We start from the raw sequence: 21355 nt of genomic DNA, 5'->3' as shown, positions 1-21355 counted from the left end.
CCATGTCAGTCTATCCTGATCTCGTCGCGCTTGAACAGTTGGGCGAACACATCAAGATGCGGCGCAGCGCCGAGGTGCTGAACGCGCATGTCGCCTTCGACGAACTGACCGTCACCTCGACCGTCAGCGGAATCGTCGACCTGGTCGAGTTCCTTCGCACGGATTCAAGCTGCCGTTTCTCGACCCTGGTGGACATCACCGCGGTCGATTACCCGCAGAGGTCGCAGCGCTTCGACGTGGTCTGGCATTTCCTGTCGATGTATCAGAACCACCGCGTGCGCCTGAAGGTCGCGATCCGCGAGGACGAGATCGTGCCGTCGCTGATCAAGATCCACCCCTCGGCCAACTGGTTCGAGCGCGAGATCTTCGACATGTACGGCATCCTGTTCTCGGGCCATCCCGATCTGCGCCGCATCCTGACCGATTACGGCTTTCGCGGTCATCCGCTGCGCAAGGATTTCCCGACGACCGGCTATGTCGAGGTGCGCTATGACGACGCCGAAAAGCGCGTTGTCTATGAGCCGGTGAACCTTGTTCAGGAGTACCGGCAGTTCGATTTCCTCTCGCCCTGGGAGGGCGCGAAATACGTGCTGCCGGGCGACGAGAAGCAGGGGACGAAATGATGGACGGCGACATCCGCACCAACAGCTACGACGATGGCAGCCAGGATCTACTGACCGGCGAGCAGCGCATCCGCAACTTCAACATCAATTTCGGTCCGCAGCACCCCGCCGCGCATGGCGTGTTGAGGCTCGTCCTGGAACTGGACGGCGAGGTGGTCGAACGCTGCGATCCGCATATCGGCCTGCTGCATCGCGGCACCGAGAAGCTGATGGAAAGCCGGACCTATCTTCAGAACCTGCCCTATTTCGACCGGCTCGATTACGTCGCGCCGATGAACCAGGAACACGCCTGGTGCCTGGCCATCGAACGGCTGACGGGAACCGAGGTGCCGCGCCGCGGCAGCCTGATCCGGGTCCTCTATTCCGAGATCGGCCGCATCCTCAGCCATCTGCTGAACGTCACCACGCAGGCCATGGATGTGGGCGCGCTGACCCCGCCCCTGTGGGGCTTCGAGGAACGCGAGAAGCTGATGGTGTTCTATGAGCGCGCCTGCGGGGCGCGGCTGCACAGCGCCTATTTCCGTCCCGGAGGCGTCCACCAGGACCTGCCGCCCGAACTGCTCGACGATATCGAGGCCTGGTGCGATCCGTTTATCTCGGTGCTGGATGATCTGGACGGGCTGTTGACCGAGAACCGGATCTTCAAGCAGCGCAATGTCGATATCGGTGTCGTGCAGCAGCAGGATGCGCTGGACTGGGGCTATTCCGGCGTCATGGTCCGCGGCTCGGGCATGGCATGGGATCTGCGCCGCAGCCAGCCCTACGAGTGCTATGACGAATTCGAATTCCAGATCCCCGTCGGCAAGAACGGCGATTGTTACGACCGTTACCTGTGCCGCATGGAAGAGATGCGGCAGTCCGTCCTCATCATGCGACAGGCCATCACCAAGCTGCGCGAGCCTGACGGGCAGGGCGACGTTGTGACCCGTGGCAAGCTGTCCCCGCCCAAGCGGGGCGAGATGAAGCGCGACATGGAAAGCCTGATCCACCACTTCAAGCTGTACACCGAGGGATTTCGCGTCCCGGCTGGCGAGGTTTATGCGGCGGTCGAGGCGCCGAAGGGCGAATTCGGCGTCTATCTGGTCAGCGACGGCACCAACAGGCCTTATCGCGCCAAGATCCGCGCACCCGGTTTCCTGCATCTTCAGTCGATCGACTGGATGGCCAAGGGGCACATGCTGGCCGATGTCTCGGCGATCATCGGGACCATGGATATCGTCTTCGGTGAGGTCGATCGCTGATGCTGCAGGGGCTGGTTCAGATCATCGGCTGGGTCGCGGCGATCGGCCTGGGCCTTGTCACGCTGCTTCTGGCGACAAACCGGAAGTCGGGGCTGCGGATGATCGGGCATCGGGTCGAGATGCTGCCGCAGGCCATGCTGGTCCGCTATGGCGGCATGACGCTGCTGGCCGCGATCGCTGCCTGGCTGGGCCTGCCGACCGTCCTGTTCGCCATCCTGCTTGCCTTCGCGGTGATCGGATTTGGCGACGCCTATATTTACCGTCGGGTCGGTCATCCGTTCCGGCTTCACCTGTTCGCTGGAGGCATCGCACTGGTCGGTGCGCTGCTGGCCCTGATCGTCAAGAGCTGAGGACTTCATGCTGCGCCGCCTTTCCCCCGTTCAGCCCGACAGCTTCGAATTCACGCCCGCCAATCTGGACTGGGCCAAGGCCCAGATAAGCAAGTATCCCGAGGGTCGCCAGCAATCGGCGATCATTCCGGTGCTGTGGCGCGCGCAGGAACAGGAGGGCTGGCTGTCTCGGCCGGCCATCGAATATTGCGCGACCTTGCTGGGCATGGCCTATATCCGGGCCCTGGAAGTTGCGACATTCTACTTCATGTTCCAGCTGCAACCCGTTGGCAGCGTGGCAAATATCCAGATATGCGGCACCACGAGCTGCATGATCTGCGGCGCCGAGGACCTGATCGAGGTTTGCAAGCGCAAGATTGCGCCTTCGCCGCACACCGTCTCGGCCGATGGCAAGTTCAGTTGGGAAGAGGTGGAATGCCTCGGCGCCTGTGCCAATGCGCCCATGGCCCAGATCGGCAAGGACTATTACGAGGACCTGACGCCGCAGAAGCTGGAATCGCTGATCGATGCGTTCTCGGCCGGGCAGGTTCCGCTGCCGGGGCCGCAGAATGGCCGCTTCTCCTCCGAGCCGATGGCCGGACTGACCAGCCTGACGGATCAGAAGGGCAGTGAGCTGAATGCCAGCGCCGCGCTGGCGCGTCGGCATGGCGAGACGGTCAAGCGCATCGACGGGACCGAGGTGCCGATCCTGACCAAATGGTTGCGTCGCGAGCGCCCCGAGGCCGCGGCCGACGATCAGAGCGGCGTGGATACAGCGCCCCAGATCGAACCGCTCCCCTCGGATGGAGAGTTGAGCGACAAGACCGGCGTGACGCGACAGCAGGCGCAGGCCGCCTCGGCCGCGCGCCCGCGATCGGACCGCGAACCGGCCGGAGTGCGTGGTCAGGAGGCGGATGTGTCTGACGCATCGGGGAGCGGGGCCCGCGAGGCCGGCGTCGCCACCGATGCTGCCGACGACGCGGGCCGCCGGCCCGAGGGGCTCGATGCCCCGAGGGGCGGCAGCGCCGATGACCTGAAGCAGATCCGGGGCGTGGCACCCAAGCTCGAGGCGCTGCTGAACGAGATGGGCTTCTGGCATTTCAGCCAGATCGCGGCCTGGGATCACGAAGAGCTTGCCTGGGTCGACTCCAACCTGGAAGGATTCAAGGGACGGGCCACCCGCGACGACTGGGTCGGGCAGGCGTCGGCCCTTGTCCGGGGCGGCGATGGCGAATCGGCGCAGGCTGCGGCCGAGGATGGCCGCACCGAAGGCGAGGAGTGACGCGAGGCGCGCCCGAGGGGGCTTCTGAACGGGGATAGGATCATGTCGACCGCGAACTGTACCAGAACCTGCTGGATCGCCGGAGCCGGGCTTGGGCTTCTGGTCTGGATCTTCACATCCGGGATCGGCCCGCTGCGGTGGTTCGAGGGGCTTTTTCTGGGCCTGTTGACCGTCGGGCTGTTCGGCGTGTTCCTGATCTGGTTCCTGTGTCGGGGCGTCGCCGCGATCGATAGCGCGGACTGGTCTCCCGAAGATCACCCGACGACAGCCGGACAGGATCAGCCCATGCGCCCGCGCGGCGTCGCATCCGAGGCGGCGGGCGGTTTCCTAGGTTCGCCCGAGGGCGATCAGGAAGATCCCGTCGCGCCATCGGGCGATGCACAGGCGCCTTCGGTCCGTCATGCGCCTGCGGGATCGGATCGCAACGACATCTATGGTGCGACATCCAGGACACGGCCTGACGACCAAAGCTCTGGCGACAGGGGTGCGGTCGCCGTCGGCGGGAGCAGCTCAAGCCCGGATGATCTGAAGGAAATCAAGGGTATAGGCGACAAGATCGAAGAGGCGCTGCACCAGCACGGGGTCACCGGGTTCGCCCAGATCGCCGACTGGGACGAGGCCGAGATCGACCGCATGGGCGAATTGCTGGGACGCTCGGCCGGGCGCATACGCAGTGAGGACTGGGTCGCGCAGGCCCGCATGCTGGCCGAGCGCGGCACGACGGGATTTCCAAGGCGCGTCGAAGAGGGCAAGGTCTACTGATGGCAGGACCGCGAGACCACGATTCAGGGCAGATGCGGCTTGCGGCCGTGGTCATCGCGGTCGCGATGGTCACGTGGATCGCGGTGCAGTGGCTTGGCAGCCATTATGGCCTGGCGTCGAAATGGGCCTATCTGGCCGATCTTGCCGCCATCGGCGCTTTTGTCTGGTCGCTCGTCGTGACCTGGCGTATCTGGCGGCGCAGAAACAATGCGTAACGCCCGGATGATAAGGATCGTAAGTTAGATGCTGAAAGACCAGGATCGCATTTTCACCAACCTATACGGCATGGGCGACCGCAGCCTGAATGGCGCCAAGAAGCGCGGCCACTGGGACGGCACGGCCGCCATCATCGCGCGCGGCCGCGACAAGATCATCGACGAGATGAAGGCGTCCGGATTGCGCGGGCGGGGCGGGGCGGGCTTTCCGACCGGCCTCAAATGGTCCTTCATGCCCAAGGAATCCGATGGACGACCGGCCTATCTGGTCATCAATGCCGACGAATCCGAACCCGCGACCTGCAAGGATCGCGAGATCATGCGCCACGATCCGCACACGCTGATCGAAGGTGCGCTGATCGCCAGTTTCGCGATGAACGCCCATGCCTGCTATATCTACCTGCGCGGCGAATATATCCGCGAGCGCGAGGAGCTTCAGGCCGCCATCGACGAATGCTATGACGCGGGCCTTCTGGGCGCGAACGCGGCCGGTTCCGGCTGGGATTTCGACCTTTACCTGCATCACGGCGCCGGCGCTTATATCTGCGGCGAGGAAACCGCCCTGCTGGAAAGCCTCGAGGGCAAGAAGGGCATGCCGCGGATGAAGCCTCCGTTCCCGGCGGGGGCGGGCCTCTATGGCTGCCCGACCACGGTGAACAACGTCGAATCGATCGCTGTGGTGCCGACGATCCTGCGCCGCGGTGCCGAGTGGTTCGCAGGCTTCGGGCGACCCAACAATGCCGGCATCAAGCTGTATGGCCTGACCGGTCATGTCGCCAATCCCTGTGTGGTCGAAGAGGCCATGTCGATCCCGCTGAAGGAACTGATCGAGAAGCATGGCGGCGGCGTGCGCGGCGGCTGGAAAAACCTCAAGGCGGTGATTCCCGGTGGCGCGTCCTGCCCGGTCATCACGGCCGAACAGGCCGAATCGGCGATCATGGATTACGATGGCATGCGCGAGGTGAAATCCAGTTTCGGCACCGCCTGCATGATCGTGATGGACAAGGATACCGATGTCATCAAGGCGGTCTGGCGGCTGTCGAAATTCTTCAAGCATGAAAGCTGCGGGCAGTGTACGCCATGTCGCGAGGGCACCGGCTGGATGATGCGTGTGATGCAGCGCCTGGTCACGGGCGAGGCCGAGATCGAAGAGATCGACATGCTTCTGGACGTCACGAAGCAGGTCGAGGGTCACACGATCTGTGCGCTGGGTGATGCGGCGGCCTGGCCGATCCAGGGGCTGATCCGCAATTTCCGCGAGGAAATCGAGGATCGCATCAAGGCGAAGCGCACCGGACGCACGGGGGCATTGGCGGCTGAATGACGGCGGGGCGCAACATCGCCGGCAACGCGCGCACGGGGTCGTGTGGGGCCATGCATGGCCGGGGCTGTTATGACTGGCGTCATGGCAGAACAGAGAGACATGTGATGACCCGACCGACTCACGTCGCCCGCAACCGCATGGTGGCCGCGCTGGCCGCGACCATGACCCTGGCCGCGACGCCGGCCGCCGCGCTGGAACCGCTGGCCCAGGAAAGATACATCAACGACCGTCTGGTCGCGGCGCGGATCGCGGACCGGATACGGCGCGAATGTCCCACGATCGACGGGCGGATCGTCTATGCCTTCATGCAGGCCCGTGAATTGAAGTCCTATGCCCGCGGCAAGGGCTATTCCGAGGCCGAGATCGAGGCGTTCCTGGACAGCCGCGCCGACAAGGACCGCATCTATGCCGTGGCCGAGAAATACATGGCCGGCAAGGGCGTCGTGGCGGGCGACGCCGAAAGCTATTGCCGCCTCGGGCGGGACGAAATCGCACGGAATACGGTCACCGGATCGCTTCTGAGTGCCAAGTAAGGATGGAATGATGGCCGAATTGCGGACAATCAAGATCGACGGCAAGGAAATCGAGGTCGATCCCAACCTGACGCTCATCCAGGCCTGCGAGCAGGCCGGGGTCGAAATTCCGCGCTTCTGCTATCACGAACGCCTGTCGATCGCCGGCAACTGCCGGATGTGTCTGGTCGAGGTCGTGGGCGGCCCGCCCAAGCCGGCCGCCTCGTGTGCGATGCAGGTCAAGGATCTGCGGCCGGGGCCCGAGGGCGCACCGTCCGAGATCCGCACGAACAGCCCGATGGTCAAGAAGGCCCGCGAGGGCGTGATGGAGTTCTTGCTGATCAACCACCCGCTGGATTGCCCGATCTGCGACCAGGGCGGTGAATGCGATCTGCAGGATCAGGCCATGGCCTATGGCGTGGATTTCAGCCGCTACCGGGAACCCAAGCGGGCCTCGGAGGAACTGGATCTGGGTCCGCTGGTCGAAACCCACATGACGCGCTGCATCTCGTGCACGCGCTGTGTCCGGTTCACCACCGAGGTCGCCGGCATCAGCCAGATGGGCCAGACCGGGCGCGGCGAAGACAGCGAGATCACCAGCTATCTGAACCAGACGCTGGCCTCGAACATTCAGGGAAACATCATCGATCTGTGCCCGGTCGGCGCTCTGGTCAGCAAGCCCTATGCGTTCACCGCGCGGCCCTGGGAACTGACCAAGACCGAAACCATCGACGTGATGGACGCGCTGTGCAGCAATATTCGCGTCGATACCAAGGGCCGCGAGGTCATGCGGATCCTGCCTCGCAATCATGACGGGGTGAACGAGGAATGGATCAGCGACAAGACCCGGTTTGTCTGGGACGGTCTGCGCCGCCAGCGGCTTGACCGGCCCTATATCCGCGAGAACGGGAAGTTGCGCCCGGCAAGCTGGCCCGAGGCGCTGTCCGCCACCGCCCGCGCGATGACCGGCAAGAAGTTGGCCGCCCTGGTCGGCGATCTGGCCCCGGTCGAAGCGGTCTTCAGCCTGAAGACGCTGGTCGAGGGGCTGGGTGGCAATGTGGAATGCCGCACCGACGGCGCGCGGTTGCCGGCCGGCAACCGCTCGGCCTATGTGGGCACCGCCCGGATCGAGGATATCGACAGCGCCCGGATGATCCAGCTGATCGGCACCAACCCGCGCGACGAGGCGCCGGTGCTGAATGCGCGCATCCGCAAGGCCTGGGCGCATGGCGCGCAGATCGGGCTGATCGGCGAGGCGGTCGACCTGACCTATGACTACCACCATCTCGGCAATGACCGCGCGGCGCTGGAAAGCCTGTGCTCGAAGACGGTCAGCGACGAGACGCGCGAGACGCCCTCGCTGGTGATCGTCGGACAGGGTGCGATCCGCGAGGCCGATGGCGAAGCCGTGCTGGCCCATGCGATGAAGCTGGCCGAGAATTCGAACGCGAAGCTGCTGATCCTGCATATGGCGGCCGCGCGTGTGGGTGCCATGGATGTCGGCGCGGTGACCGAGGGCGGACTGGCCGCCGCGATCGACGGGGCCGAGGTGATCTTCAATCTGGGTGCCGATGAGGTCGAAATCGCGGATGGCGCCTTCGTCATCTATCAGGGCAGCCACGGCGACCGTGGTGCCCATCGCGCCGACATCATCCTGCCGGCCGCCTGCTACACCGAGGAAAACGGCCTGTTCGTGAACACCGAGGGCCGCCCGCAGCTTGCCATGCGCGCGAATTTCGCGCCGGGCGAGGCCAAGGAAAACTGGGCGATCCTGCGTGCATTGTCGGCGGAGCTGGGCCAGCAACTGCCCTGGGACAGCCTGGCGCAGTTGCGCCGCGCGCTGATCGAGGCCGTGCCGCATCTTGGCAAGATCGACGTGGTGCCGGACAACGAATGGCAGCAAGTGGCGATGGCGGATCTTGGCAAGGCCGGCTTCGTCTATCCGGTGAAGGATTTCTACCTCACCAACCCCATCGCGCGCAGCTCGCCCCTGATGGCCGAGTTGTCGCGCATGGCCATGGCGCGCAGGGCGCCCGCCATGGCGGCAGAGTAGCGCCATGCGAGCCGTTCTTCGCAAGCCCCTGATGATCGGTGTCGCGGCTGTGGCGGTCACGGCGCTGGCTGGCTGCCTTGCCGACAGCAAGGATGATGGCCGGCCAAGGTCCAAGCCCGCCCAGATGACTGCGAAGATCGCCACGCCCGATCGTGGCACGGGCGAGGCCAGGCTGACATCGGCGCGGATCTCGACCAAGTCGGGGGAAATCCTGATTCTGGAACCCGATGGCAGCGTCACCACGATGGAGCTGGACAGCGCCGAAGGCCGCGACGCCTTTGCCCTGACCGAGGCGGATCTTGCGGCGTTGAACGCGAATCTGGATCTGAATCTGGGTGGGTTGGTGGCCAGGAACCTGCCGCGCACGAAGACCGCGCAGGAAAAAGCCATCGAGGAGTTCGCCAAGCGGACGCAGCCCGCGCTGCCCGAATGGAAGAACGGCGCCGTGATCGATCCCGCCCTGTTCATCGGCACGCGGGTGGTGACGCTGAACAAGGGTGGCAAGGGCGATCTGGTCGAGGTGACGGCGAATCTGCGCGAAGGGGTGGACGGCGATATCGCCTTTTCGTATGCCACATGCGCGTTGGCCGGTTGGGCCAAGGCCGAGGGCGCGCGATATGGTCGCCACATCCGTACGCTGCAACAAGAGCGTAACGGCAAGTTGCTGGTCGGTGCGGCGTTCACGATCTCGGACGACAAGCCGCTGGGTTTGCGGGTGATGGAAACGAATGAGACCTTGCGCGAATGCAAGGCACGCGGCATTCCCGCGGCGTAGAAGGGACGGGCGACATGTCTGAATTCTGGGGATCCACTCTGGGCATCGCGATCATCCTGCTGGCGCAGGGTCTTGCGCTGATTGCCTTCGTGATGCTGTCGCTGATCTATCTCGTCTATGGCGATCGCAAGGTCTGGGCGGCCGTGCAGATGCGGCGCGGACCGAACGTCGTCGGACCGTGGGGCCTGTTGCAGACCTTTGCGGACGCGCTGAAATACGTCGTCAAGGAAATCGTCGTGCCTGCCGGCGCGGACAAGTTCGTGTTCTTCCTGGCGCCGTTCCTGTCGATGACGCTGGCGCTGACCGCCTTCGTCGCGATTCCGTTCGCGCCGGGCTGGGTGATGGCCGACATCAATGTCGGCATCCTGTTCATCTTTGCCGTCTCGTCGCTTGAGGTATACGGCGTCATCATGGGAGGCTGGGCCTCGAACTCGAAATACCCTTTCCTGGGCTCGCTGCGTTCCGCGGCGCAGATGATCTCGTATGAGGTGAGCCTGGGCCTGATCATCATCGGCATCATCATCTCGGCCGGATCGATGAACCTGACCGCCATCGTCGAGGCGCAGAGCGGGGCAGGGCTGCTGTCGTGGTTCTGGTTGCCGCACCTGCCGATGCTGGTTCTGTTCTTCGTGAGCTGCCTGGCCGAAACGAACCGCCCGCCCTTCGACCTGCCAGAGGCCGAGTCGGAACTGGTCGCGGGGTTCATGGTCGAATATTCCTCGACCCCGTATCTGCTGTTCATGGCCGGCGAGTACATCGCCATGTGGTTGATGTGCGCGCTGATCAGCCTGCTGTTCTTCGGCGGCTGGCTGTCGCCGATCCCCGGCATCCCGGACGGGGCGCTGTGGATGTTCCTGAAGATGGTCTTCTGGTTCTTCATGTTCGCCATGGTGAAGGCGATCGTGCCGCGCTATCGCTATGATCAGCTGATGCGCATCGGCTGGAAGGTGTTCCTGCCGCTGTCGCTTGGCTGGGTCGTGGTCGTGGCATTCCTTGCGAAATTCGAAGTCTTCGGGACCTTCTGGGCCCGGTGGGCAGGAGTATAAGACATGGCATTCGACATCGCGCGCGCCACCAAGTATTTCCTGATGATGGACTTCATCAAGGGCTTTGGTCTGGGGATGAAGTACTTCTTCGCCCCCAAGGCGACGCTGAACTATCCGCATGAAAAGGGCCCGCTTTCGCCGCGGTTTCGTGGCGAGCACGCCTTGCGGCGCTATCCCAACGGCGAAGAGCGCTGCATCGCCTGCAAGCTGTGCGAGGCGATCTGTCCCGCGCAGGCTATCACCATCGACGCCGAACCGCGCGAGGATGGCAGCCGGCGCACCACGCGCTATGACATCGACATGACGAAATGCATCTATTGCGGCTTCTGCCAGGAGGCCTGCCCGGTCGATGCCATCGTCGAGGGCCCGAATTTCGAATTCTCGACCGAAACCCGCGAGGAACTGTTCTACGACAAGCAGAAGCTTCTGGATAACGGCGCCCGTTGGGAGGCCGAGATCGCCCGCAACCTCGCCATCGACGCGCCCTACCGATGACCGACGCCTTCCAGAAGATGTTCCAGCAGATGCTGCAGTCCGGGCAGGAAATGGCGCGTGCCTTCAATCCCGCGCTTGAGCACATGGACACGCAAGCCTACGAAAAGCTGTTCCCGACCATGTCGTCGGACATGCTGGAAATGTGGTTCGGAAAGACCTTCAACCGCGATGGCCTTGACGCGCGCACGCGGCTTCTGGTGACGGTCGCCGCCATGACGGTGCAGGGCGCACACGCCGAGCCGCAGCTGCGGCTGACCATCCGCCACGCGGTCCAGGCCGGCGCCACCCCGCGCGAAATCGCCGAAGTGATCTATCAGATGGGGATGTTCGGCGGTATTCCGGCCATGCAGAAGGCGCTGGAAATCGCTCAGGGCGTGTTTTCCGAATCCGAAGGGAGCCAGACCGAATGATCACCTTTGCATTCTACCTGTTCGCGATCTCGGTCTGCATTGCCGGCTTCATGGTGGTGCTGGCGCGCAACCCCGTCCATTCGGTGTTGTGGCTGATCCTGGCGTTCCTGTCGGCGGCGGGGCTGTTCGTTCTGCTGGGCGCCGAGTTCGTGGCCATGCTGCTGGTCATCGTCTATGTCGGCGCGGTCGCGGTGCTGTTCCTTTTCGTCGTGATGATGCTGGACGTGGACTTCGCCGAGCTGAAAGGCGAATTCGCCCGCTACCTGCCGCTTGGCGGGTTGATCGCGCTGGTGCTCCTCGCGCAGCTGGCGATCGGGTTCGGGGCCTGGCAGACCTCGGATCAGGCCGAGGCGCTGCGCGCCGCGCCGATCACCGACGCGGCCCAGAACACCAACATGATCGGGCTGGTGCTTTACGATCGCTACATCCTGCCATTTCAGCTGGCCGGCCTGATCCTGCTGGTTGCCATGATCGGTGCGATCACGCTGACCATGCGGCACCGTCGCGACATCAAGCGTCAGGACGTCGTCGCGCAGATGCACCGCGACCCGGCCAAGGCGATGGAATTGCGTGACGTCAAGCCGGGGCAGGGCCTCTAGAACGCGCACACTCCGCTTCGCGGGGGTGACGCCAAAAGATTTTCAACGGGTGAACGGCCCGGAGGGACAGAAACGATGATCGGATTGACACATTTCCTGGTCGTGGGGGCGATATTGTTCGTCGCCGGCATCTTCGGCATCTTCGTGAACCGCAAGAATGTCATCGTCATCCTGATGTCGATCGAACTGATGCTGCTTGCGGTGAACATCAACTTCGTCGCCTTCTCTGCTTATCTGGGCGATCTGGCGGGGCAGGTATTCACGATGTTCGTCCTGACCGTCGCCGCGGCCGAGGCCGCGATCGGGCTTGCGATCCTGGTGGTGTTCTTCCGCAACCGTGGCTCGATCGCGGTCGAAGACGTCAACGTGATGAAGGGGTAAGGGATCATGGCGCAATTCATCCTCTTTGCCCCGCTTCTGGCTGCCATCATCGCCGGCTTCGGCTGGCGCGTGATCGGCGAGCAGGCCGCGCAATACCTGACGACCGGCGTTCTCTTCGCCGCCTGTTTCTTCAGCTGGATCATTTTCCTGACCTTCGACGGCGAGACCTATGTCGTCCCGGTCCTGGACTGGATCGTGTCAGGCGACTTCGTCAGCGAGTGGTCGATCCGCGTCGACCGGCTGACAGCGATCATGCTGATCGTTGTCACCACGGTTTCGGCCCTGGTTCACCTCTATTCGGTGGGCTACATGGCCCATGACGAGAATTTCGGTCACGACCAGCACTACAAGGCGCGGTTCTTCGCCTACCTGTCGTTCTTCACCTTTGCGATGCTGATGCTGGTGACGGCCGACAACCTGTTGCAGATGTTCTTCGGCTGGGAAGGGGTGGGCGTCGCCTCCTACCTGCTGATCGGCTTCTATTACAGGAAGCAGTCGGCAGGCGCCGCCGCGATGAAGGCCTTCATCGTGAACCGGGTCGGCGATTTCGGCTTCCTGCTGGGGATCTTCGGGCTGTTCTGGATGACCGGCACGATCCAGTTCGACGCGATCTTCGAACAGATGCCTGATCTGGCCCAGACTCAGATGCATTTCCTCTGGCGTGACTGGTCCACCGTCGAGGTTCTGGCGGTGCTGCTGTTCATCGGCGCGATGGGCAAGTCCGCGCAGCTGTTCCTGCATACCTGGCTGCCCGACGCGATGGAGGGCCCGACCCCGGTCTCGGCCCTGATCCATGCCGCGACGATGGTGACCGCCGGTGTCTTCCTGGTCTGCCGGATGTCGCCGCTGTTCGAATTCGCGCCCGACGCCAAGCTGTTCGTGACGGTCGTGGGGGCCAGCACCGCGTTCTTTGCCGCGACGGTGGGTCTGGTGCAGAACGACATCAAGCGCGTGATCGCCTATTCGACCTGTTCGCAGCTTGGCTACATGTTCGTGGCCGCCGGCGTCGGCGTCTATTCGGTCGCGATGTTCCATCTGCTGACCCACGCGTTCTTCAAGGCGATGCTGTTCCTTGGCGCCGGTTCGGTCATCCACGCGATGCATCACGAGCAGGACATGCGGAACTATGGCGGGCTGAAGGACAAGATCCCGCTGACCTTCTGGGCCATGCTGATCGGCACGCTGGCGATCACCGGGGTGGGCATTCCGCTGACGCATATCGGCTTCGCGGGTTTCCTGTCGAAGGACGCCGTGATCGAAAGCGCCTATGCGGGGAACAGCTATGCGTTCTGGCTGCTGGTCGTGTCGGCTGCCTTCACCAGCTTCTACAGCTGGCGGCTGATGTTCATGACCTTCTGGGGCAAGCCGCGCGGCGATCACCATGCGCATGATCATGCGCATGAAAGCCCGCGCGTCATGACGGTGCCCCTGGGCGTGCTGGCGGTCGGCGCGGTCTTCGCAGGAATGGTCTGGTACGGTCCGTTCTTCGGCAGCCATGACAAGGTCGCGGAGTATTTCCACATCGGCCACGGCGAGGCCGTTGCCAGCGCCGAGGGCGAGCATGGCGAGGACGCGGCCGCAGGCGGCGAGGCGCATGGCGTCAGAACCGATGTTCCCCCACCGGTCGGAGGAGCGATCTACATGCACCCCGACAACCACGTTCTCGACGAGGCGCACCACGTCCCGACCTGGGTCAAGGTCTCGCCCTTCCTTGCGATGCTGGGCGGACTTCTGCTCGCATGGATCTTCTACATCCGCAGCCCGGATGCGCCGCGCAAGCTGGCCGAAAGCCAACCCGCGCTTTACCAGTTCCTTCTGAACAAGTGGTATTTCGACGAGATCTACGACGTCGTTTTCGTTCGCCCGGCCCGATGGTTCGGCCGCAAGCTGTGGACGGGCGGCGACGGAGCGATTATCGACGGCGCGATCAACGGGATCGCGATGGGAATCATCCCGCGCCTGACGCGCTTCGCCGGTCGGGTGCAGTCGGGTTACCTGTTCCACTACGCGTTCGCGATGGTTCTGGGCATCGTGGGCTTGCTGATCTGGGTGATGATGCGGGGCGCGCAATAACATGACGAACCTTCTTTCGATCATCACCTTCCTGCCGATCGTCGCGGCTGCGATCCTCGCGCTGTTCCTGCGCGGCGATGATGTCGCGGCGCAGAAGAACGCGAAATGGCTGGCGCTGATCGCCACCAGCGCGACCTTCCTGATCTCGCTGTTCCTTCTGGCCGGCTTCAATCCGGCCGATACGAACTTCCAGTTTGTCGAGGATCACGCCTGGATCATGGGCCTGCGCTACAAGATGGGCGTTGATGGAATCTCGATCCTGTTCGTGCTGCTGACCACGTTCCTGATGCCGCTGACCATCCTCTCGACCTGGGACATCTCGACCCGTGTCAAGGAATACATGATCGCGTTCCTCGTGCTGGAGGGGCTGATGATCGGCGTCTTCACGGCGCTTGACCTGATCCTGTTCTACCTGTTCTTCGAGGCCGGCCTGATCCCGATGTTCCTGATCATCGGAATCTGGGGCGGCGCGAACCGCATCTATGCGGCCTTCAAGTTCTTTCTCTACACCTTCCTTGGCTCGGTTCTGATGCTGGTGGCGATGATCGCCATGGCGCGGACTGCGGGCACGACCGACATCGCGCAGCTGCTGCAATTCGATTTCCCCTCCGAAACGATGCGCCTGCTGGGCTTCACCATCGTCGGCGGCATGCAGACGCTGCTGTTCCTTGCGTTCTTCGCCAGCTTCGCGGTCAAGATGCCGATGTGGCCGGTCCATACCTGGCTGCCCGATGCCCACGTTCAGGCCCCGACCGCCGGTTCGGTCGTGCTGGCCGCCGTGCTGCTGAAGATGGGCGGCTATGGTTTCCTGCGGTTCTCGCTGCCGATGTTCCCGGTGGCCAGCGACATGTTGCAGGGGCTGGTCTTCTGGATGTCGGCCATTGCGATCGTCTATACCTCGCTGGTGGCGCTGGCGCAGACCGACATGAAGAAGCTGATCGCGTATTCCTCGGTCGCGCATATGGGCTATGTCACATTGGGGATCTTCGCCGCCAATCAGCAGGGTCTGGACGGGGCGATCTTCCAGATGCTGTCGCACGGCTTCATCTCGGGTGCGCTGTTCCTGTGCGTGGGCGTCATCTATGACCGCATGCACACGCGCGAGATCGACGCCTATGGCGGGCTGGTGAACCGGATGCCGGTCTATGCGCTGGTCTTCATGTTCTTCACCCTGGCCAATGTCGGCCTGCCCGGCACATCCGGCTTCGTGGGCGAGTTCCTGACTCTGATGGGGACGTTCAAGGCCAATACCTGGGTCGCCGTCGTGGCCGCGAGCGGGGTGATCCTGTCGGCGGGCTATGCGCTGTGGCTGTATCGCCGCGTCACCTTCGGCGCACTGATCAAGGAAAGCCTGAAGACCATCTCCGACATGACCCCGCGTGAGAAGTGGGTCTTCGCGCCACTGATCGCGATGACGCTGCTGCTGGGCGTCTATCCGCGGCTGGTCACCGACATCACCGGCCCCGCCGTTCAGGCGCTGCTGGTCAGCTATAACGACGCGTTGCCGCACGAGCCCGCGGACGGACTTGCCGTCACCGCCTCTGCCGACACCGCCGAAGACAGCCATTGAGGAAAGCCAGATGACCGCGCTCGATTTCTCGACGATCCTGCCCGAGCTTCTGCTGGCCGTCTACGCGATGGCCGCGCTGATGGCCGGCGCGTATTTCGGCAAGGACGGCATCGCCAAGCCGATCCTGTGGGCAACCGTGGCGATCCTGCTGATCGGCGGGATGTATGTGGGTTTTGCGGACCGACCGGATCAGACGGCCTTCTTCGGCATGTTCAATGACGACGCCTTCGCGCGCTTCGCGAAAGTGACGATCCTGGTCTCGGCCGCCGCAGTCCTCGCGATGAGCGCCGACTACATGGACCGCCAGGGGCTGATGCGGTTCGAATATCCCATCCTGATCGCGCTGGCCTCTATCGGAATGATGATGATGGTATCGGCCGGCGACCTGCTGAGCCTTTACATGGGTCTGGAACTGCAATCGCTTTCGCTCTACGTCATCGCCGCGATGCGCCGGGAAAGCGCCAAGTCCGCGGAAGCCGGGCTGAAATACTTCGTGCTGGGTGCGCTGTCGTCGGGGATGCTGCTTTATGGCGCGTCGTTGGTCTATGGCTTTGCCGGGACCACGAATTTCGAGGGCATCTTCTCGACCATCGGTGGCGGGCAGATGCCGCTGGGGCTGCTGTTCGGGCTTGTCTTCCTGCTTGTCGGTCTGGCCTTCAAGGTTTCGGCCGTGCCCTTCCACATGTGGACACCCGATGTCTATGAAGGCGCGCCGACCCCGGTGACGGCCTTCCTGGCCACCGCGCCCAAGGTTGCGGCGATGGCGCTGATCGCGCGTCTGATGTTCGACGCGTTCGGGAATGTGCCGGGCGACTGGGGCCAGATCATCGCGGCGCTTGCGGTGCTGTCGATGTTCCTGGGTTCCATCGCCGGGATCGGGCAGCGCAACATCAAGCGGCTGATGGCCTATTCATCGATCGCCCATATGGGCTTCGCGCTGGTCGGGCTGGCCGCCGGGACGGCCTATGGCGTTCAGGCGATGCTGCTTTACATGGCGATCTATGCGGTGATGAATGTCGGCACCTTCGCCTTCATCCTGTCGATGGAACGCGACGGTCGTCCGGTCACCGACCTGGACAGCCTGAACCGCTTTTCCACGACCGAGCCGCTGAAATCCTTTGCCGTGCTGTTCCTGATGTTCAGTCTTGCGGGGGTGCCGCCGTTTCTGGGCTTCTTCGCCAAGTTCGGTGTGCTGTCCGCTGCCGTTCAGGCCGGGATGAGCTGGCTTGCGGTCGCCGGCGTCGTCGCCTCGGTCATCGGCGCCTTCTACTATCTTCGCATCGTCTACTACATGTTCTTCGGTGCCGAATCCGATGGCGTCGAAAGCCGCATGGGGCTGGCGCAATATCTGGCTCTGGTCGTTCCCGCCGCGGCGCTGCTTCTGGGTGCCGTGACCATGCTGGGCATCGATGATGCCGCGGCCACCGCTGCGCAATCCCTGGTCGGCCCCGAGGCGACCTTGTCCGATGCCGGAGTCGAGGGTGCCGGTCCGGAGGTCTCGGGCGTGGCACCGGCCGAGACCGTCGTTGAGTGACCGCAGGGCGCTGACCTGGCCCGAAGGTTTCGCGCGGCACGTCCTGGATCGTGTGGACAGCACGAACGCCGAGGCCATACGGATGGTGCCCCGGCTGGGCGGGCCCACCTGGATCATGGCACGCCGGCAAGAGGCCGGGCGCGGCCGTCGCGGCCGGGGCTGGACCGATCCGCCCGGGAACTTTGCCGCGACGCTGGTCCTGCGGCCCGGCGGCAGCCCCGCTGACGCGGCGCGGCTTTCCTTTGTCGCCGCGCTGGCGATGCACGACGCGCTGGTGCATCTGTGCGGACCGCATCTGAACCTGGCGCTGAAATGGCCCAATGACGTTCTGCTGAATGGCGGCAAGCTGGCCGGGATCCTGCTGGAAAGCGTCGGCTCCGGCGGGGAGGTGACGGCGCTTGCGATCGGCATCGGCGTCAACCTCGAGGCTGCGCCCAGCCCCGACCTGCTGGAACCGGGCGCGATGCGCCCGGTCAGCCTTCGAGGCGAGACCGGGCTGATCGTCACTCCCGACGATGTGCTGGACGCGCTGGCCCGGTCCTTCGATCATTGGTGGCGCCAGACGCGCGCCTATGGGTTTGCACCGATCCGGGCCGCCTGGCTTGCCCGGGCCGCGAGGCTGGGCGAAACGATCACGGCCCGCGCTGGCGCGGTGGAAACGACCGGCCGATTCGAGGGCATCGACGAGACCGGCGCGCTGCTTCTGGTCACGGCGCGCGGCAGGCAGGCCATCCCGGCCGCCGACATCTATTTCAGCGGGGGATAGCGCCCATGCTGCTGTGCATCGATACCGGCAACACGAATACCGTGTTCTCGATCTGGGACGGGGCGAAGTTCCTGGCGCATTGGCGTATCTCGACGGATCATCGCCGGACCGCGGACGAGTATTTCGTCTGGCTCAGCACGCTGATCGAGGTGCAGAAATTCGATCTTCAGATCGACGCCTGCATCATCAGCGCGACCGCGCCGCGGGTGATGTTCAACCTGCGCGTCCTGTGCAGCCGCTATTTCAACACACGGCCGCTGGTGGTGGGCAAGCCGGACTGCCTGCTGCCGGTGCCGCCGCGGGTCGACACCGGAACGACCGTCGGTCCGGACCGACTGGTCAATACCCTGGCGGGCTTCGATCGTCACGGTCCCGATCTGATCGTGGTCGATTTCGGCACCGCCACGACCTTCGACGTGGTCGATATCGACGGCGCCTATATTGGCGGCGCGATCGCGCCTGGCGTGAACCTGTCGCTCGAGGCGTTGCACATGGGCGCGGCCAGCCTGCCGCATGTCGATGTGACGATGCCGGCCAAGGTGATCGGGACGAACACGGTTGCCTGTATCCAGTCCGGGATCTTCTGGGGCTATATCGGGCTTGTCCAGGGGGTGGTGACGCAGATAAGGGCGGAACGCGGCCGCCCGATGAAGGTGATCGCGACGGGCGGGCTTGCGCCTTTGTTCGATCAGGGGTTTGACCTGTTCGACGCGATAGAAGACGATCTGACGGTTCACGGACTACGCTTGATTCACGATTACAACAAGGAGATGGGCAATGGCTGACCGCCTGATATATCTGCCGCTTGGAGGCGCGGGCGAAATCGGCATGAACGCCTATGTCTACGGATATGGCCCGCCGGGCAGGGAGCGGCTGATTCTCGTGGATCTGGGGGTGACCTTCGGCGACATGGACGGCAGCCCGGGCATCGATCTGATCCTGCCCGACATCACCTGGCTGGAGCAGAACCGTGATCGGCTTGAGGGGATCTTCATCACCCATGGCCACGAGGATCATCTGGGCGCCGTCGGGCATCTGTATTCCCGGCTTCGCGTGCCGATCTATGCGCGGCAGTTCACCGGCACGCTGTGCCGCCTCAAGCTGGATGAGCAGGGCCATCCCGCCGACACGGTACGGATCACCGGACCGCGCCCCGAGGTGACGCAGCTTGGACCGTTCAATGTGCAGTTCGTTCCAGTCAGTCACTCGATTCCCGAAAGCGCCGCACTGATCATCGACACGCCCGGCGGGCGGATCGTCCACACCGGCGATTTCAAGCTGGATGGAACGCCCGTGGTGGGCGATGCCTTCGACGCGATCATGTGGCACGACATCGCCAGCGAGGGGCGTGGCATCAAGGTTCTGGCCTGCGATTCGACCAATGTCTTCACGACCCATCCGGGCCGGTCCGAGGCGTTGCTGGCGAACCCGATCCTGGAATGGGTCATGGCGCAGAAGAACATGGTCGTGGCCACAACCTTCGCCAGCAATGTCGCCCGGCTGAAGACGCTGTCCGACGCCGCGATCGCGTCCGGCCGCAAGGTCTGCCTGCTGGGCCGGGCGATGCGGCGGATGGTCGGTGTCGGTCTGGAGACCGGGGTGCTGACCGATTTCCCTGACACGATCGGGCCCGACGAGGCGGCGAGCCTGCCGCGTGGCAAGGTGATGCTGCTTGTGACAGGCAGCCAGGGCGAACGGCGTGCCGCCAGCGCGCAGTTGTCGCGCGGCCGGTATCTGGGCCTGTCGCTGAAAGAGGGCGACAGTTTCCTGTTCAGTTCGAAAACGATCCCCGGCAACGAACGATCGGTCGGCCGGATCATGAACGCGCTGAGCGAGATCGGCGTGGATGTGTTCGACGCCGACGACGGTCTGTTTCACGTTTCGGGTCACGCCAACCGTCCCGACATCGAGGCGCTGCACGACTTGCTGAAGCCCGAGATCGTGATCCCGATGCATGGCGAGCATCTGCATCTGCGCGAGCACATGCTGCTGGCGCGGAGCAAGGGCATCGCCTCGGACATCGCGCCCAACGGCACCATGCTGGACCTGACCGGCGACGCGCCAAGGGTCGTCGACCAGGTCGAGACCGGGCGCCTCTATCTGGATGGCACCGTGCTTGTCGGCGCCATGGACGGGATCGTGCGCGACCGCATCCGGATGGCGCTGAACGGCCATGCCCTGGTCAGCGTGATCGTGGACGAGGAGGACAAGGTCCTGCCGGATGCCTGGGTCGAACTGCTGGGCCTGCCGGCACGCACCCGTGGCGGCGACGATCTTGCCCGTCATATCGAGGGCGAACTGGCGGAGTTCCTGGAGGGCGCCGACGACCGGACCGTCCGCAACGACAAGAAGATGGACGAGGCGATCCGCAAGATCACGCGCCAGGTCTCGATGGAGGAGATCGGCAAGAAGCCGGAGGTGACGGTCATCATCAGCCGGTTGATGGCCGACTGAGACGGCGGGAGGGCCTCCCTGCGTCCCGCGACGGCCGGGGGGCCAGCCCCCCGGACCCCCCCCGCAGGGATATGTGGCGATGGCAACGACGATCTTCGACGGCAGGCAGGCAAGGACAGGTCTTGCGGTCTTGACCTGAAACTGGCGATGCGGCAATCCCACGCCATGAGTGACCCGCAAAGACCCGCCTTCGATCCCCATCCGCCGCGCCGCAATTTCTATGGAAGGCGGCACGGCAAGACCTTGCGCCCCAGCCAGAAGGGCTATCTGAGCGAGGATCTTGGCGATCTGCGTCCGCGCGGGATCAGCGTCCAGGAAAACCCCGGTCGCGCGCCGGTCGACCCGGCCCGGATCTTCGGCGACGCCCGCCCGGTGTGGCTGGAAATCGGCTTTGGCGGGGGCGAGCACATGGTCCACATGGCCGCCAGATATCCCGGGATCGGGATCATCGGCTGCGAGCCTTTCATCAATGGCGTGGCGATGCTGCTGGGCAAGATCAGGACCGCCGGGATCGGCAATGTCAGCGTCCACCCCGGCGATGCGCGCGATCTGATGGATGTGCTGCCCGATGCCAGCATCGAGCGTGCGTTCCTGATGTATCCGGACCCCTGGCCGAAGGCACGGCACCACCGGCGCCGCTTCGTGACGCCCGAGCATCTGCTGCCTCTGGCGCGGGTCATGCGGCCCGGCGGCGAGTTTCGTGTCGCAAGTGATATCCCCGACTACATCCGCCAGACACGCGAAGAGGTGCCGTCGGCCGGGTTCGAGACCGTCGCCGACACGGACCAGCCATGGCAGGACTGGATCAGCACGCGCTACGAGCAGAAGGCCCTGCGCGAGGGACGCGTACCGCATTACGTCACGTTTCGCCGCACGGGCTGAGCAGCGATCGGGGCAAGCTTCAACGCCGT

The 21355-nt window shown here is 64.1% G+C and carries 22 protein-coding genes; all 22 read left to right on the top strand.

The window, feature by feature from the left end; translation table 11 throughout:
- Window positions 1-2 precede the first annotated feature (2 nt).
- The 22 genes from L1965_RS01995 (at window position 3) to trmB (ending at window position 21326) form a co-directional block, all read left to right on the top strand.
- On the top strand, window positions 3-623 hold the full coding sequence (locus tag L1965_RS01995; RefSeq protein ID WP_235754725.1) for an NADH-quinone oxidoreductase subunit C: 621 nt from the start codon (window positions 3-5) through the stop codon (window positions 621-623).
- Complete coding sequence (locus L1965_RS01990) at window positions 620-1864, top strand: NADH-quinone oxidoreductase subunit D (RefSeq protein ID WP_235754724.1); 1245 nt, start codon at window positions 620-622, stop codon at window positions 1862-1864. The genes L1965_RS01995 and L1965_RS01990 overlap by 4 nt, the downstream gene beginning before the upstream one ends.
- Complete coding sequence (locus tag L1965_RS01985) at window positions 1864-2214, top strand: hypothetical protein (RefSeq protein ID WP_235754723.1); 351 nt, start codon at window positions 1864-1866, stop codon at window positions 2212-2214. Before L1965_RS01990 ends, L1965_RS01985 begins: the two co-directional genes overlap by 1 nt.
- 7 nt (window positions 2215-2221) lie before the next feature.
- Window positions 2222-3475 (top strand): NADH-quinone oxidoreductase subunit E, encoded by a 1254-nt coding sequence (locus L1965_RS01980; RefSeq protein WP_235754722.1) that lies wholly within the window; start codon window positions 2222-2224, stop codon window positions 3473-3475.
- Window positions 3476-3517: 42 nt separating this feature from the next.
- Window positions 3518-4237 (top strand): helix-hairpin-helix domain-containing protein, encoded by a 720-nt coding sequence (locus L1965_RS01975; RefSeq protein WP_235754721.1) that lies wholly within the window; start codon window positions 3518-3520, stop codon window positions 4235-4237.
- The gene (locus L1965_RS01970; protein ID WP_235754720.1) at window positions 4237-4452 is read left to right on the top strand and encodes a DUF5337 family protein; all 216 of its coding nucleotides are present in this window, start codon (window positions 4237-4239) and stop codon (window positions 4450-4452) included. The genes L1965_RS01975 and L1965_RS01970 overlap by 1 nt, the downstream gene beginning before the upstream one ends.
- 28 nt (window positions 4453-4480) lie before the next feature.
- Window positions 4481-5776, top strand: coding sequence for an NADH-quinone oxidoreductase subunit NuoF (gene nuoF / locus L1965_RS01965; protein WP_235754719.1), 1296 nt, complete (start codon window positions 4481-4483; stop codon window positions 5774-5776).
- A 104-nt stretch (window positions 5777-5880) separates the two neighbouring features.
- Window positions 5881-6309 (top strand): DUF5333 domain-containing protein, encoded by a 429-nt coding sequence (locus tag L1965_RS01960; protein WP_235754718.1) that lies wholly within the window; start codon window positions 5881-5883, stop codon window positions 6307-6309.
- Between the two features lie 10 nt (window positions 6310-6319).
- Window positions 6320-8341, top strand: a complete 2022-nt coding sequence (gene nuoG / locus L1965_RS01955; protein ID WP_235754988.1) for an NADH-quinone oxidoreductase subunit NuoG — start codon at window positions 6320-6322, stop codon at window positions 8339-8341.
- A gap of 4 nt (window positions 8342-8345) precedes the next feature.
- The gene (locus tag L1965_RS01950) at window positions 8346-9116 is read left to right on the top strand and encodes a YNQ4 family lipoprotein (protein WP_235754717.1); all 771 of its coding nucleotides are present in this window, start codon (window positions 8346-8348) and stop codon (window positions 9114-9116) included.
- Between the two features lie 14 nt (window positions 9117-9130).
- Complete coding sequence (gene nuoH / locus L1965_RS01945) at window positions 9131-10162, top strand: NADH-quinone oxidoreductase subunit NuoH (protein WP_235754716.1); 1032 nt, start codon at window positions 9131-9133, stop codon at window positions 10160-10162.
- 3 nt (window positions 10163-10165) lie between these two features.
- Window positions 10166-10657, top strand: coding sequence for an NADH-quinone oxidoreductase subunit NuoI (gene nuoI / locus L1965_RS01940; RefSeq protein ID WP_235754715.1), 492 nt, complete (start codon window positions 10166-10168; stop codon window positions 10655-10657).
- Window positions 10654-11067, top strand: coding sequence for a carboxymuconolactone decarboxylase family protein (locus L1965_RS01935; protein ID WP_235754714.1), 414 nt, complete (start codon window positions 10654-10656; stop codon window positions 11065-11067). The genes nuoI and L1965_RS01935 overlap by 4 nt, the downstream gene beginning before the upstream one ends.
- A complete protein-coding gene (locus tag L1965_RS01930; RefSeq protein ID WP_235754713.1) occupies window positions 11064-11666 on the top strand; it encodes an NADH-quinone oxidoreductase subunit J in 603 nt (200 codons plus the stop codon). Before L1965_RS01935 ends, L1965_RS01930 begins: the two co-directional genes overlap by 4 nt.
- Before the next feature lie 75 nt (window positions 11667-11741).
- Window positions 11742-12047 carry an NADH-quinone oxidoreductase subunit NuoK gene (nuoK, locus tag L1965_RS01925; RefSeq protein ID WP_235754712.1) on the top strand — a complete coding sequence of 102 codons (306 nt, stop codon included), beginning with the start codon at window positions 11742-11744 and terminating at the stop codon, window positions 12045-12047.
- A gap of 6 nt (window positions 12048-12053) precedes the next feature.
- The gene (gene nuoL, locus L1965_RS01920) at window positions 12054-14120 is read left to right on the top strand and encodes an NADH-quinone oxidoreductase subunit L (protein ID WP_235754711.1); all 2067 of its coding nucleotides are present in this window, start codon (window positions 12054-12056) and stop codon (window positions 14118-14120) included.
- Between the two features lies 1 nt (window position 14121).
- Complete coding sequence (locus L1965_RS01915; RefSeq protein WP_235754710.1) at window positions 14122-15690, top strand: NADH-quinone oxidoreductase subunit M; 1569 nt, start codon at window positions 14122-14124, stop codon at window positions 15688-15690.
- Between the two features lie 10 nt (window positions 15691-15700).
- The gene (gene nuoN / locus L1965_RS01910) at window positions 15701-17224 is read left to right on the top strand and encodes an NADH-quinone oxidoreductase subunit NuoN (RefSeq protein ID WP_235754709.1); all 1524 of its coding nucleotides are present in this window, start codon (window positions 15701-15703) and stop codon (window positions 17222-17224) included.
- On the top strand, window positions 17217-17990 hold the full coding sequence (locus L1965_RS01905; RefSeq protein ID WP_235754708.1) for a biotin--[acetyl-CoA-carboxylase] ligase: 774 nt from the start codon (window positions 17217-17219) through the stop codon (window positions 17988-17990). The genes nuoN and L1965_RS01905 overlap by 8 nt, the downstream gene beginning before the upstream one ends.
- A gap of 5 nt (window positions 17991-17995) precedes the next feature.
- On the top strand, window positions 17996-18775 hold the full coding sequence (locus L1965_RS01900) for a type III pantothenate kinase (protein WP_235754707.1): 780 nt from the start codon (window positions 17996-17998) through the stop codon (window positions 18773-18775).
- A complete protein-coding gene (locus tag L1965_RS01895; protein ID WP_235754706.1) occupies window positions 18768-20444 on the top strand; it encodes a ribonuclease J in 1677 nt (558 codons plus the stop codon). The genes L1965_RS01900 and L1965_RS01895 overlap by 8 nt, the downstream gene beginning before the upstream one ends.
- Window positions 20445-20591: 147 nt before the next feature.
- Entirely contained in the window at window positions 20592-21326 is a 735-nt protein-coding gene (gene trmB, locus L1965_RS01890; protein ID WP_439332032.1) for a tRNA (guanine(46)-N(7))-methyltransferase TrmB, read from the top strand.
- The last annotated feature ends 29 nt before the right edge of the window (window positions 21327-21355 follow it).

This window comes from Paracoccus salsus (assembly GCF_021556615.1).
GTDB lineage: Bacteria > Pseudomonadota > Alphaproteobacteria > Rhodobacterales > Rhodobacteraceae > Paracoccus > Paracoccus salsus.
The sequence above is the reverse complement of the archived record's forward strand: the minus strand, read 5'-3'. Positions and strand labels throughout refer to the sequence as shown.

Bases quoted from the DNA above. Each gene is read 5' to 3' on its own strand.
- L1965_RS01995 (WP_235754725.1), top strand. From the start codon at position 3: ATGTCAGTCTATCCTGATCTCGTCGCGCTTGAACAGTTGGGCGAACAC.
- L1965_RS01990 (WP_235754724.1), top strand. From the start codon at position 620: ATGATGGACGGCGACATCCGCACCAACAGCTACGACGATGGCAGCCAG.
- L1965_RS01985 (WP_235754723.1), top strand. From the start codon at position 1,864: ATGCTGCAGGGGCTGGTTCAGATCATCGGCTGGGTCGCGGCGATCGGC.
- L1965_RS01980 (WP_235754722.1), top strand. From the start codon at position 2,222: ATGCTGCGCCGCCTTTCCCCCGTTCAGCCCGACAGCTTCGAATTCACG.
- L1965_RS01975 (WP_235754721.1), top strand. From the start codon at position 3,518: ATGTCGACCGCGAACTGTACCAGAACCTGCTGGATCGCCGGAGCCGGG.
- L1965_RS01970 (WP_235754720.1), top strand. From the start codon at position 4,237: ATGGCAGGACCGCGAGACCACGATTCAGGGCAGATGCGGCTTGCGGCC.
- nuoF (WP_235754719.1), top strand. From the start codon at position 4,481: ATGCTGAAAGACCAGGATCGCATTTTCACCAACCTATACGGCATGGGC.
- L1965_RS01960 (WP_235754718.1), top strand. From the start codon at position 5,881: ATGACCCGACCGACTCACGTCGCCCGCAACCGCATGGTGGCCGCGCTG.
- nuoG (WP_235754988.1), top strand. From the start codon at position 6,320: ATGGCCGAATTGCGGACAATCAAGATCGACGGCAAGGAAATCGAGGTC.
- L1965_RS01950 (WP_235754717.1), top strand. From the start codon at position 8,346: ATGCGAGCCGTTCTTCGCAAGCCCCTGATGATCGGTGTCGCGGCTGTG.
- nuoH (WP_235754716.1), top strand. From the start codon at position 9,131: ATGTCTGAATTCTGGGGATCCACTCTGGGCATCGCGATCATCCTGCTG.
- nuoI (WP_235754715.1), top strand. From the start codon at position 10,166: ATGGCATTCGACATCGCGCGCGCCACCAAGTATTTCCTGATGATGGAC.
- L1965_RS01935 (WP_235754714.1), top strand. From the start codon at position 10,654: ATGACCGACGCCTTCCAGAAGATGTTCCAGCAGATGCTGCAGTCCGGG.
- L1965_RS01930 (WP_235754713.1), top strand. From the start codon at position 11,064: ATGATCACCTTTGCATTCTACCTGTTCGCGATCTCGGTCTGCATTGCC.
- nuoK (WP_235754712.1), top strand. From the start codon at position 11,742: ATGATCGGATTGACACATTTCCTGGTCGTGGGGGCGATATTGTTCGTC.
- nuoL (WP_235754711.1), top strand. From the start codon at position 12,054: ATGGCGCAATTCATCCTCTTTGCCCCGCTTCTGGCTGCCATCATCGCC.
- L1965_RS01915 (WP_235754710.1), top strand. From the start codon at position 14,122: ATGACGAACCTTCTTTCGATCATCACCTTCCTGCCGATCGTCGCGGCT.
- nuoN (WP_235754709.1), top strand. From the start codon at position 15,701: ATGACCGCGCTCGATTTCTCGACGATCCTGCCCGAGCTTCTGCTGGCC.
- L1965_RS01900 (WP_235754707.1), top strand. From the start codon at position 17,996: ATGCTGCTGTGCATCGATACCGGCAACACGAATACCGTGTTCTCGATC.
- L1965_RS01895 (WP_235754706.1), top strand. From the start codon at position 18,768: ATGGCTGACCGCCTGATATATCTGCCGCTTGGAGGCGCGGGCGAAATC.
- trmB (WP_439332032.1), top strand. From the start codon at position 20,592: ATGCGGCAATCCCACGCCATGAGTGACCCGCAAAGACCCGCCTTCGAT.